Source organism: Streptomyces sp. NPDC055013 (assembly GCF_053608645.1).
In genome coordinates this window covers 219145-230615 of sequence record NZ_JBSGVW010000003.1, presented here as the reverse complement: position 1 = coordinate 230615, position 11471 = coordinate 219145, and the positions used below count along the sequence as shown (strand labels likewise).

General features: G+C 67.8%; 11 protein-coding genes. 7 read left to right on the top strand and 4 right to left on the bottom strand.

What is annotated here, in order from left to right:
* Positions 1–168: 168 nt before the first annotated feature.
* A complete protein-coding gene (locus ACWGDB_RS05735) occupies positions 169–1668 on the top strand; it encodes a glycosyltransferase family 87 protein (protein ID WP_453821241.1) in 1500 nt (499 codons plus the stop codon).
* Between the two features lie 145 nt (positions 1669–1813).
* On the opposite strand, the gene ACWGDB_RS05730 is transcribed toward ACWGDB_RS05735, so the two are convergent.
* From ACWGDB_RS05730 to ACWGDB_RS05720, 3 genes are all read right to left on the bottom strand, one after another.
* Entirely contained in the window at positions 1814–2845 is a 1032-nt protein-coding gene (locus ACWGDB_RS05730; protein ID WP_453821240.1) for an alanine racemase, read from the bottom strand.
* Positions 2846–2943: 98 nt separating this feature from the next.
* Positions 2944–4062 (bottom strand): peptidoglycan bridge formation glycyltransferase FemX, encoded by a 1119-nt coding sequence (gene femX / locus ACWGDB_RS05725; protein ID WP_383608264.1) that lies wholly within the window; start codon positions 4060–4062, stop codon positions 2944–2946.
* A gap of 217 nt (positions 4063–4279) precedes the next feature.
* The gene (locus ACWGDB_RS05720) at positions 4280–4588 is read right to left on the bottom strand and encodes a hypothetical protein (RefSeq protein WP_406200257.1); all 309 of its coding nucleotides are present in this window, start codon (positions 4586–4588) and stop codon (positions 4280–4282) included.
* Positions 4589–4851: 263 nt separating this feature from the next.
* Here ACWGDB_RS05720 and rpsF point away from each other — a divergent pair, with 263 nt between their 5' ends.
* The 4 genes from rpsF to rplI all read left to right on the top strand — a co-directional run bounded on the left by rpsF (position 4852) and on the right by rplI (position 6582).
* Complete coding sequence (gene rpsF / locus ACWGDB_RS05715) at positions 4852–5142, top strand: 30S ribosomal protein S6 (protein WP_005482942.1); 291 nt, start codon at positions 4852–4854, stop codon at positions 5140–5142.
* An 81-nt stretch (positions 5143–5223) separates the two neighbouring features.
* Positions 5224–5823 carry a single-stranded DNA-binding protein gene (locus ACWGDB_RS05710; RefSeq protein ID WP_453821239.1) on the top strand — a complete coding sequence of 200 codons (600 nt, stop codon included), beginning with the start codon at positions 5224–5226 and terminating at the stop codon, positions 5821–5823.
* A gap of 57 nt (positions 5824–5880) precedes the next feature.
* Complete coding sequence (rpsR, locus tag ACWGDB_RS05705) at positions 5881–6117, top strand: 30S ribosomal protein S18 (protein WP_003949403.1); 237 nt, start codon at positions 5881–5883, stop codon at positions 6115–6117.
* A gap of 18 nt (positions 6118–6135) precedes the next feature.
* Complete coding sequence (gene rplI / locus ACWGDB_RS05700; protein WP_391233494.1) at positions 6136–6582, top strand: 50S ribosomal protein L9; 447 nt, start codon at positions 6136–6138, stop codon at positions 6580–6582.
* Between the two features lie 136 nt (positions 6583–6718).
* Here rplI and ACWGDB_RS05695 read toward each other — a convergent pair whose 3' ends face one another.
* On the bottom strand, positions 6719–8056 hold the full coding sequence (locus ACWGDB_RS05695; protein ID WP_453821238.1) for an MATE family efflux transporter: 1338 nt from the start codon (positions 8054–8056) through the stop codon (positions 6719–6721).
* Between the two features lie 460 nt (positions 8057–8516).
* Here ACWGDB_RS05695 and dnaB point away from each other — a divergent pair, with 460 nt between their 5' ends.
* Positions 8517–9995: a replicative DNA helicase gene (gene dnaB, locus ACWGDB_RS05690; protein ID WP_369272149.1), complete on the top strand. Its 1479-nt coding sequence runs from the start codon at positions 8517–8519 to the stop codon at positions 9993–9995.
* Positions 9996–10073: 78 nt separating this feature from the next.
* Positions 10074–11465, top strand: coding sequence for a serine hydrolase domain-containing protein (locus ACWGDB_RS05685; RefSeq protein ID WP_453821237.1), 1392 nt, complete (start codon positions 10074–10076; stop codon positions 11463–11465).
* Positions 11466–11471 lie beyond the last annotated feature (6 nt).

The window sequence follows — 11471 nt, the reverse complement described above, 5'->3', positions numbered from 1 at the left end:
TCCACGCAAAGGGTGCCGGCCACCGGCCTTCGTTATGAGCGGGCGCGCGCGGGTGGCTCGGGCCGAGGGCCTGTTTCACGTGAAACGTCGGTTTCACGTGAAACACTCAGCGGCCTCATCCCCGTCGCCCCTCGCACCGTTCTCAGACACGTACGGCAGGATGTGCCCATGCCCAGTGCAGAGACGACGCCCACAAGCGCTCACGAGCCGGACCTGGTGCGGCCGACCAGAGAGGACGAGGTCGCCGCCAACGGGAGTGAGCTGATCGGTGGCCCCATCGGACGGCGGGCCCTGCTCGGTACGTCCTGGTGGACTCCGGTGCGGATCATCGTGCTCGTGGCGATCGGCATGTTCGCCCTCGGGCTGGTCCAGAAGGCACCTTGCTACAACGGCGCCTGGTTCTTCGGCGCCAGCTCGCAGTACACGCATGCCTGCTACTCCGACATCCCGCACCTGTTCCAGGGGCGCGGTTTCGCCGACGGGCTGGTGCCGTACTTCGACAAGCTTCCCGGCGACATGGAGTACCTCGAATACCCGGTGCTGACCGGTGTGTTCATGGAAGTCGCCTCCTGGCTCACGACGGGCAGCGGCAGCATCCAGGACCAGGAGCAGTGGTACTGGATGGTCAACGCCGGGATGCTGATGGTCTGCGCGGCCGTCATCGCCGTCTGTGTGACCCGCACGCACGCCAGGCGTCCCTGGGACGGCCTGCTGGTCGCTCTGGCGCCTGCTGTCGCACTGACCGCGACCATCAACTGGGACCTGCTGGCCGTCGCTCTGACGGCCGCGGCGATGCTGATGTGGTCACGTGGCCGCGCGCTCGCCTTCGGCGTCCTGCTGGGGCTCGCCACGGCCGCGAAGCTCTATCCCGTCTTCCTGCTCGGCCCGCTGTTCGTCCTGTGCTGGCGCGCGGGCAAGTGGCGGGACTTCGGGAAGGCGCTGGGCGGCACGGCGGTGGCCTGGCTGGTCGTGAACCTTCCGGTGATGCTCCTCGCCTGGGACGGCTGGTCGCAGTTCTACCGGTTCAGCCAGGAACGAGGCGTGGACTTCGGTTCCTTCTGGCTGATCCTGGCCCAGAACTCCAGTGACCCGCTGAGCACCGAGACCGTCAACACGCTCGCCACGCTGCTGATGCTGCTGTGCTGTGCCGGCGTCGCCGCGCTCACGCTGACCGCACCGCGCCGTCCGCGCTTCGCCCAGCTGGCCTTCCTGATCGTCGCGGCGTTCATCCTCACCAACAAGGTCTACTCGCCGCAGTACGTCCTGTGGCTGGTGCCTCTGGCGGTGCTGGCCCGGCCGAGGTGGCGGGACTTCCTCATCTGGCAGGCCTGCGAGGTGGCGTACTTCCTCGGGATCTGGCTCTACCTCGCGTACACGACCAGCGGGGACGCCCACAAGGGACTGCCGCCCGACGGCTACCACTGGGCCATCGGCGTGCACCTGCTGGGGACGCTGTACATGTGCGCCGTGATCGTGCGGGACATCCTCATGCCGGAGCGGGACCCGGTGCGCCGGGCAGGCGACGACGACCCGTCGGGGGGCGTCCTCGACGGGGCGGAGGACGTGTTCGTGCTCGGCCAAGCAGCCCATCCCCCGCGGCATGCGGCCCACTTCGAGGGGCCGCCGGTGGAGTGGGGCAGCCGGGGGGCGGCCGGCGGTTCGCTCTGAGCGAACACGGCGTAGGAAGCGCACGGGAAAGGCCGGACAGGCGGAGAGCCGCACTGGCCGAACGTGCGAAAGGCCGTACACGGGAGAGTCCGTGTACGGCCTTTCGCTGTTACGGCGTTGCCGAGCGTGTGCCGAGTGCGGCAGGTCAGCGGTCCACGATCCGGTCGAACTGCGTGGTGGTGTGCCGGAGATGGGCAACCAGCTCGTCCCCGACCTTCGGCTCGGGCGCGTCCGAGGGCACGAACAGGATCGACACCTGCATGTGCGGCGGCTCCGCGAACCAGCGCTGCTTGCCGCCCCACACGAAGGGAGCGAGGTTCCGGTTGACCGTGGCGAGCCCGGCCCGGGCGACGCCCTTGGCGCGCGGCATGACGCCGTGCAGTGCCTTGGGGGCCTCCAGGCCCACCCCGTGCGACGTACCGCCCGCAACGACCACCAGGAAGCCGTCCGAGGCCGCCTTCTGCTGCCGGTAGCCGAAGCGGTCGCCCTTGGAGACGCGGGTGACGTCCAGGACCGCGCCGCGGTACTCGGTGGCGTCGTGGTCCCCCAGCCACAGCCGGGTGCCGATGCGGGCGCGGAAGCGGGTCTGCGGGAACTGCTGCTGCAGGCGGGCCAGTTCCCCGGCCTTGAGGTGGCTGACGAACATCGTGTGCAGCGGCAGCCGGGCCGCGCGCAGCCGGTCCATCCAGCCGATGACCTCCTCGACGGCGTCGGAGCCGTCGGTGCGGTCCAGCGGCAGGTGGATGGCGAAGCCCTCGAGCCGGACGTTCTCTATGGCGGCGTGCAGCTGCGGCAGGTCGTGCTCGCTGACGCCGTGCCGCTTCATCGAGGACATCACCTCGATGACGACACGGGCACCCACGAGGCCGTACACGCCGTCCACGGACGACACCGAGCGGATGACCCGGTCGGGCAGCGGCACCGGCTCCTCGCCGCGCCGGTACGGCGTCAGAACCAGCAGGTCACCGCCGAACCAGTCCTTGATGCGCGCGGCCTCGTACGTCGTGCCGATCGCGAGGACGTCCGAGCCCAGTCGAGTGGCCTCCTCCGCCAGCCGCTCGTGCCCGAACCCGTAGCCGTTGCCCTTGCAGACCGGGACGAGTCCCGGGAACTGCTCCTGCACGTGCTTGTGGTGCGCCCGCCAGCGCGCGGTGTCGACGTAGAGCGTGAGCGCCATGGCCGGACCTGGAACCTTTCTCGTGGCTGCGGTGTATCAGAGGTATGGAAGCTATCGACGGTGCAGCTGTTGACGGTATCGAAGCAGAGAGCGCAAGGTCAGCGACGCGACATGTAGATGTCGAGCGCCTTGTGAAGCAGCTTGTTGAGCGGGAAGTCCCACTCGCCGAGGTACTCGGCGGCCTGGCCGCCGGTGCCCACCTTGAACTGGATCAGGCCGAAGAGGTGGTCGGTCTCGTCCAGGGAGTCGGAGATGCCGCGCAGGTCGTAGACGGTCGCGCCGAGCGCGTAGGCGTCGCGCAGCATCCGCCACTGCATCGCGTTCGAGGGCCGGACCTCACGGCCGATGTTGTCGGAGGCGCCGTAGGAGTACCAGACGTGCCCGCCGACGATCAGCATCGTCGCCGCCGACAGGTTCACACCGTTGTGACGGGCGAAGTACAGCCGCATGCGGTTGGGGTCCTCGGTGTTGAGCGCCGTCCACATGCGCTGGAAGTACGACAGCGGGCGCGGGCGGAAGTGGTCGCGCACGGCCGTGATCTCGTACAGGCGCTGCCACTCCTCAAGGTCGTGGTAACCGCCCTGGACGACCTCGACGCCGGCCTTCTCGGCCTTCTTGATGTTGCGTCGCCACAGCTGGTTGAAGTTCTTGTGGACCTCTTCCAGGGATCGGTTGGCCAGCGGCACCTGGTAGACGTAGCGGGGCTGTACGTCACCGAAGCCGGCCCCGCCGTCCTCGCCCTGCTGCCAGCCCATGCGGCGGAGCTTGTCGGCGACCTCGAAGGCGCGCGGCTCGATAAAGTCGGCCTCGATGTCACGCAGTCGCTTCACGTCCGGGTTCTGGATGCCCGCCTTGATGGAGGTGGCCTCCCAGCGCCTGATGATCACCGGAGGGCCCATCTTCACTGAGAAGGCGCCCTGGTTCTTCAGATGCGCGAGCATCGGTTCCAGCCAGTCGGTCAGATTCGGCGTGAACCAGTTGATGACCGGGCCCTCGGGCAGATAGGCGAGATAGCGCTTGATCTTGGGCAGCTGCCGGTAGAGGACGAGGCCCGCACCCACGAGTTCGCCGGACCTGTCGAACCACCCGAGGCTCTCCGAGCGCCACTCCGCCTTGACGTCTGCCCAGGCCGGGACCTGCATGTGGCTCGCCGACGGCAGGCTCTGGATGTATGCCAGATGCTGCTCGCGACTGATCGTCCTCAGGGTCAGGCTCATTCGGGGCGCTCCTCGGGCTGGGGTGTCCCCATGGGTTCAGGGGCTCCGGCTCTCGCGCCGAAGCCTACTGCGCCTTGCGAGCGCCCTGACTGGGCGTACGGCAGCTTCGCCCCGGCCTTGAGGCCGCCGGGGCGTTCGAGGGTGTTCTATGCCCTGTTGTGCCGGTGTTCGGAGGTCGGTCTCCGTGACCGGCGCGAGGGGCGCGTGCGTGCAGGCGTCAGAAGCCGCCGAAGAGCCCGCCGTGTGCCATGCCGAGGAAGAAGCCGACTCCGGAGGCGCCGAGACCCACGATCAGGCCGAAGCGCTCACGGGTCGTCTCCGAGATCCACTGGCCGTAAGCACCCGCGAGGATGCCCACCAGACCGGTCCAGGAGCTGAGCAGGTGCAAGAAGTGGAACTGGGCCGTGATGAACGACGTGATGCCGAGCACCAGGGTCACCACGAGCAGGGTGTCCTGGATGGGATGGGACTTTCCGTCCGTGGCGAAGAGGCCTCCGACGGTGTTGGGTCGCATTGCCTGTGCCATAGGGCACCTCCTGCGGAAGGCGGCGCATCGTAGCGCCATACACACCCGATGTGTACAGATTGTGGACCAGGGCGGCCGGATTTCAACCGGAAGCGGGTGTGCGGGTACTGTGTACCGTCTGCACCGGTGTCTGCCCGGGCCAGCTCGGGGCGACCGTGAGGTCACCCCGATTGTCAGTGGCGGCCGATACCGTTGCGTACGCATCACAACCCTCCTGCCACGGAACGACCGTGGCCGCTGAGTCCGAAGGAGGTGGGTTCCACATGCGTCACTACGAGGTGATGGTCATCCTCGACCCCGATCTGGAGGAGCGCGCTGTCGCCCCCCTGATCGAGAACTTCCTCTCCGTCGTCCGTGAGGGCAACGGCAAGGTCGAGAAGGTCGACACCTGGGGCCGTCGTCGTCTCTCGTACGAGATCAAGAAGAAGCCCGAGGGCATCTACTCGGTCATCGACCTGCAGGCCGAGCCTGCGGTCGTCAAGGAGCTCGACCGCCAGATGAACCTGAACGAGTCGGTCCTCCGGACCAAGGTCCTCCGCCCCGAGACCCACTGAGCTCTCCCGCTCAGCTGATCTCGGGATTCGAGTAGCAGCAACCAAGCAGCCAGAGCAGCAAACCCGCCGAGAGGTTCCCCCATGGCAGGCGAGACCGTCATCACGGTCGTCGGCAATCTTGTCGATGACCCCGAGCTGCGCTTCACCCCCTCCGGTGCGGCGGTCGCGAAGTTCCGTGTCGCGTCCACTCCCCGCACCTTCGACCGCCAGACGAACGAGTGGAAGGACGGCGAGAGCCTGTTCCTGACCTGCTCGGTCTGGCGTCAGGCGGCGGAGAACGTCGCGGAGTCGCTCCAGCGAGGCATGCGCGTCATCGTGCAGGGCCGGCTGAAGCAGCGGTCCTACGAGGACCGCGAGGGCGTCAAGCGCACGGTCTACGAACTGGACGTCGAGGAAGTCGGCGCCAGCCTGCGCAGCGCTACGGCCAAGGTCACCAAGACCTCCGGTGGCGCTCGCGGTGGCCAGGGTGGTTACGGCGGCGGTGGCGGCCAGGGTGGCGGCGGCTGGGGCGGTGGCTCCGGCGGCGGCCAGCAGGGCGGCGGTGCTCCCGCCGACGACCCGTGGGCGACCGGCGCTCCCGCCGGTGGCAACCAGGGCGGCGGCGGTGGTGGTGGCGGCTGGGGTGGAAACTCCGGCGGCGGCCAGCAGGGCGGCGGCTACTCGGACGAACCCCCCTTCTAGGCCCCCGGGCCGAGGGTGGGTCGTACCCACACTTCTTGATCACACAGGAGAAACATCATGGCGAAGCCGCCTGTGCGCAAGCCGAAGAAGAAGGTCTGCGCATTCTGCAAGGACAAGGTCACGTACGTGGACTACAAGGACACGAACATGCTGCGGAAGTTCATTTCCGACCGCGGCAAGATCCGTGCCCGCCGCGTGACCGGCAACTGCACGCAGCACCAGCGTGACGTCGCCACGGCCGTGAAGAACAGCCGTGAGATGGCGCTGCTGCCCTACACCTCCACCGCGCGATAAGGGAAGGGTGACCGAAACATGAAGATCATCCTCACCCACGAGGTCTCTGGCCTCGGTGCCGCGGGCGACGTCGTCGACGTCAAGGACGGTTACGCTCGCAACTACCTGATCCCGCGGAAGTTCGCTATCCGCTGGACCAAGGGCGGCGAGAAGGACGTCGAGCAGATCCGTCGTGCTCGCAAGATCCACGAGATCCAGACCATCGAGCAGGCCAACCAGATCAAGGGCCAGCTCGAGGCCGTCAAGGTCCGTCTGGCCGTTCGCTCCGGCGACGCCGGTCGTCTCTTCGGTTCCGTCACCCCGGCCGACATCGCTTCCGCGATCAAGGCTTCCGGTGGTCCCGAGGTCGACAAGCGCCGCATTGAGCTCGGTGCGCCGATCAAGACCCTGGGCGCTCACGAGACGTCCGTGCGTCTGCACCCCGAGGTTGCCGCCAAGGTCAACATCGAGGTTGTCGCGGCCTGATTGCTGCGCTCGGCTTGAACAGCTGAAATGAGGGGCCGTGCCCGCTGGGTACGGCCCCTCATCTGTGCAGTGGGTCAGATCGAGCCCGTTTCACGTGAAACAGCGTGTTTCACGTGAAACATTCAGTGCGTCGCATTCAGCGCGTCGCGCCCGTGACGAGCCAGCGGCCGGAGCGGGTGCGTGTCCAGAGCGTCAGCATGCGCACCGACATCATCAGTGTCATGGCTGCCCAGACTGCGGTGAGGCCACCGCCGACCGCGAGGATGAGCAGCGCTACCGGAGTGAATACCGCCAGGGTGAGCACCATGGCCCAGGCGAGGTAGGGGCCGTCGCCTGCTCCCATCAGGACGCCGTCCAAGACGAAGACGACGCCGCAGATCGGCTGGGAGAGCGCCACTACGAGCAGGGCGGGCAGGGCTGTGTTGTGGACGGCCGTGTCGCTGGTGAACAACGGCAGGAAGAGCGGCCGGGCGATCACCACGAGTAGTCCGAGGACGACGCCTGCTGCGATGCCCCACTCCACCATGCGGCGGCAGACGGCCCGGGCGCCCTCGGCGTCGTCGGCCCCGAGGTACCGCCCGATGATTGCCTGCCCGGCTATGGCGATGGCGTCCAGGGCGAAGGCGAGCAGGCTCCACAGCGACAGGATGATCTGGTGCGCAGCGATGTCCGCGTCGCCGAGGCGGGCCGCGACGGCCGTCGCAATCATCAGGATGGCCCGCAGTGAGAGGGTGCGGACCAGCAGCGGCACTCCTGCTTGTGCGGAGGCCCTTATGCCGGCCGCGTCGGGGTGCAGCGAGGCGCCGTGCTCGCGAGCCCCGCGGACCACGACGATGAGATAGACCGCGGCCATGCCCCACTGAGCGATGACCGTGCCCCAGGCGGAGCCCGCGATACCGAGGTGGGCGCCGTAGACCAGACCGACGTTCAGGACGGCATTGGCGATGAAGCCGGCGCCAGCGACGTAGAGAGGAGTCCTGGTGTTCTGGAGTCCGCGGAGAACGCCGGTGGCGGCAAGTACGACGAGCATGGCCGGGATGCCGAGTGCCGAGATCCGTAGATAGATGGTTGCGTACGGGGCCGCTGTGTCCGAGGCACCGAAGAGTTCCACGAGAAACGGTGCCGTGGGCAGGACGACCGCGATGACGGCGGCGCCGAGGAGGAGGGCCAGCCAGATACCGTCCATGCCCTGGCGGATGGCGGCTTGGAGGTCGCCGGCGCCGACGCGTCGGGCAACGGCCGCTGTGGTGGCGTAGGCGAGGAAGACGAAGACGCTGACGGCCGTCATGAGGAGGGCGGAGGCGACCCCGAGCCCGGCGAGCTGTGCTGTGCCGAGATGGCCGACGATCGCGCTGTCGGCGATGACGAAGAGGGGCTCGGCGACGAGTGCGCCGAAGGCCGGGACGGCCAGTGCGACGATCTCTCGGTCGTGCTGTCGCCGGGCGGCCTTGGGGGTCGCGGGAGCCTGTGTCATGGCCACCAATCTAATCGTCCACAGGTAAGAGATGCAATGTCCCACTGACCCTTACTTGCCATCTCGTGGTGTGTGCTCTCGCGCACCGTTCGAAGCGATCTTGGTCCGACTGGGGAAGTTTTTCTTCTGCACAGCCGGTGGACGGGAAAGTGGCAGGTCAGAGCCGCTGATCGAGAATTCGTGGGGGCTTGTTCACAGGGCTGTCCACCGTGTCGTGCACAGGTTTTGTGGAGTTCTCCACAGCATCCGGGCCGTCGTCCACATGGCCTGTGGATAACCAGATTGGCTGACGGTGCCTGCAGGCCTACCGTGGTCCGGCGCCCACTCCGTCCGTCGGCCCGGGAAACCGCCGTACAACCGACGTGCCAGGACCGGAGTTGGGCCTCTCATTTGTCAGTGCCGTGCCGTAGAACAGAGGGGCACGGCGAGGTCCGCTCGGCGGACGGGAGGAGGCTGCTCGGTGAGCATTTCCGAGCCCTTGGACGACCCGTGGGCCGACAGCGGCCCCAGTGATCGTCTGCCTGCTTCCCGCCGACAGGGCGACGGCGGCCGAGGACGTGACGAGCAGCACGATCGCGGCCGTGACAACGGTCAGTGGGACGGTGGTGGTTCGGCCTTCGAGCGGGTGCCGCCACAGGACCTCGACGCCGAGCAGTCCGTCCTCGGCGGCATGCTCCTGTCCAAGGACGCCATCGCCGATGTCGTCGAGGTCATCAAGGGCCACGACTTCTACAAGCCCGCCCACGAGACGATCTTCCAGGCGATCCTGGACGTTTATGCCAAGGGTGAGCCGGCCGACCCCATCACCATCGCCGCCGAGCTCACCAAGCGCGGCGAGATCAACAAGGTCGGGGGCGCCTCCTATCTCCACACCCTCGTCCAGACGGTACCGACGGCGGCGAACGCCGAGTACTACGCGGAGATCGTTCACGAGCGAGCCGTTCTGCGTCGCCTGGTCGAGGCCGGCACCCGCATCACGCAGATGGGATACGCGGCCGACGACGACGTCGATGAGATCGTCAACCGCGCCCAGGCCGAGATCTACGCGGTCACCGAGCAACGGACCAGCGAGGACTATCTGCCGCTCGGCGACATCATGGAGGGCGCGCTCGACGAGATCGAGGCCATCGGCTCCCGTACCGGCGAGATGACGGGTGTGCCCACCGGGTTCACGGACCTCGACTCGCTCACCAACGGCCTGCACCCGGGGCAGATGGTCGTCATCGCGGCGCGTCCCGCGATGGGTAAGTCCACGCTCGCGCTGGACTTCGCGCGCGCGGCGTCGATCAAGCACAACCTGGCCAGCGTCATCTTCTCCCTGGAAATGGGGCGCAACGAGATCGCGATGCGTCTGTTGTCGGCCGAGGCGCGCGTGGCGCTGCACCACATGCGTTCCGGCACGATGACGGACGAGGACTGGACCCGCCTGGCGCGGCGGATGCCCGAGGTCTCGGCGGCACCGCTCTACATCGACGACTCCCCGAACCTGTCGATGATGGAGATCCGTGCGAAGTGCCGTCGCCTGAAGCAGCGCAACGACATCAAGCTCGTGATCATCGACTATCTGCAGCTGATGCAGGCCGGTGGTTCGAAGCGTTCCGAGAGCCGTCAGCAGGAGGTCTCGGACATGTCCCGTAACCTCAAGCTCCTGGCCAAGGAGCTGGAGGTCCCGGTGATCGCGCTCTCGCAGCTCAACCGTGGCCCCGAGCAGCGCACGGACAAGAAGCCGATGGTGTCCGACCTGCGTGAGTCCGGCTCCATCGAGCAGGACGCCGACATGGTGATCCTGCTGCACCGTGAGGACGCCTACGAGAAGGAGTCGCCCCGCGCGGGCGAGGCGGACATCATCGTGGGCAAGCACCGTAACGGCCCGACGGCGACGATCACGGTCGCCTTCCAGGGGCACTACTCACGATTCGTGGACATGGCGCAGACCTGATCGGGGCCCGCACGCGGGGATGGTGAACTTCGAGGTTATGCGCTCGACTCCCGTTGGCCGACGGGGTGGACTGGAGCCATGACGACACCTCCTGAAGATCTGCTCCCTGCCACGCGTCGAGCGCTGCTGCACCGCATCGCAGTGGCCCAGGCCGAAGGACGCACGCCCTCGTTGGTCGCTGCGGTCGTACGGGACGGTCGGGCGGTGTGGCACGGCTCGCGAACCTCGGTGGACGGGCACGGGCCGGACGAGAACGTGCAGTACCGCATTGGCTCCATCACCAAGACCTTGACCGCCGTTCTCGTCCTGCGACTGCGCGACGAAGGCCTGTTGGCCCTCGGGGACCGGCTGGAGAAGCATCTGCCGGGCACGGCAGCGGGGGAGGCCACGATCGCCGAGCTGCTCGCGCACACCAGCGGGCTGGCGGCCGAGACGCCTGGACCCTGGTGGGAGCGGACCCCTGGATCACTGCGCCCCGAGCTCGCCGACGTCCTGGGCGAGCACCCCTTCCTGCATCCATCCGGCCGCCGGTTCCACTACTCGAACCCCGGCTACACGTTGCTGGGCGCTCTGGTCGAGAAGCTGCGCGACGCTCCGTGGGAGGACGTACTCAGGCGCGAAGTGCTCGCCCCCCTGGGCCTGAACCGGACGACTGCACGACCGCAGGCACCGCATGCCGGCGGCTGGGCGGTCCATCCCTGGGCCGACGTGATGCTTCCCGAGCCTCTCGAAGACCTCGGTCGGATGGCTCCGGCCGGTCAACTCTGGTCGACAACCGGCGACTTGGCGAACTTCGCCGCATTCCTGATCAAGGGCGATGACCGTGTGCTGAGCGCCGAGTCGCTGCGGGAGATGAGGGCGCCGGCGGCACCGTCGGAGGCGGCGGATGTGGCGAATGGGTACGCGTACTGCCTGGGACTGGAGACCCGGCAGCATGGCGGCAGGACCTTCATTGGGCACTCGGGCTCCCTGCCGGGCTTCCTCGCCTGCCTCACCGTCAGCGTGGAGGACGATCTCGCAGCCATCGTGCTGACCAACTGCACGTCGGGTCCGCTGCTGTTCATGGTCGCCGCCGACCTCGTCAGGATCGTCGCCGAAGCCGAGCCCCGCATCCCCGAGCCGTGGCGCCCGATGGCCGAGGCCGACGCCGTGTCCCTGGAGCTGGCCGGGCAGTGGTACTGGGGGACACACGCCTTCGCGCTGCGGCTGACGGCTGACGGGCTGCTCTCCTTGGAGCCTCTGTCGGGCAACGGCCGGCGCTCGCGGTTCCGAGCCAACGGTGACGGCACATGGACGGGACTGGAGGGCTACTACGCCGGCGAGCTCCTGAGGGCCGTACGACGCCCCGAAGGGACCGTGGACCACCTGGACCTCGGGTCGTTCGTCTTCACGCGTCAGCCGTACGACGAGGGGGCTGCTGTGCCGGGCGGTGTGGATCCGGACGGGTGGCGGGGGACCGGCACGGTCTGACGGTTC